Raw genomic sequence first — 515 nt, 5'->3', positions numbered from 1 at the left:
AAATCCCCCTCAACTTGCGGCACGACCACCACCAATTTATTGACAAAATCAAAATCAGCATGCTCTTTAGTGATGCGTTCGCCCTTATCATTCACAGCGAGCCTTAACCCCCTACCGATTTGTTGCAATTTAGTGATATTGGAATGGCTAGGGGCTAATTTGCAAATCGTCATCACATTAGGGTTATCCCACCCCTCTTGCAACGCCCATTGCGAAAAAATAAACCTGAGATCGGATTCAAAACTCAGCAATTTTTCTTTTTCTTTTAAAATTAGCGCGATCACTTGGGTTTCATCGCTCTCTTTCTTGCTTTTAGCAAAATACCCTCCATGCACTTTTTGAATATTGTCTTTGGTGCGTTCCAAATACGCTCTGTAATTTTCATCTAAATTTTCTTTTTTTAAGACTTCTTCAAGCTTTTGCTGGTAGAGTTTTTCAAATAAAAGGGCTAATTTAGCCGGCTTTTCATTCTCGCTTAAATAACTATTCACCCCGCTAATAAACACCATGCACAA

General features: G+C 39.2%; 1 protein-coding gene. It reads right to left on the bottom strand.

The genetic code is table 11. From position 1 onward, the window contains the following. Positions 1 to 491: hypothetical protein (locus IE260_RS43565; RefSeq protein WP_506005124.1), on the bottom strand; the 491-nt coding region annotated here is incomplete at its 3' end. Positions 492 to 515: the final 24 nt, after the last annotated feature.

It is taken from the genome of Streptomyces viridiviolaceus (genome assembly GCF_014650995.1).
Taxonomy (GTDB): Bacteria; Actinomycetota; Actinomycetes; order Streptomycetales; family Streptomycetaceae; genus Streptomyces; species Streptomyces viridiviolaceus.
The sequence above is the reverse complement of the archived record's forward strand: the minus strand, read 5'-3'. Positions and strand labels throughout refer to the sequence as shown.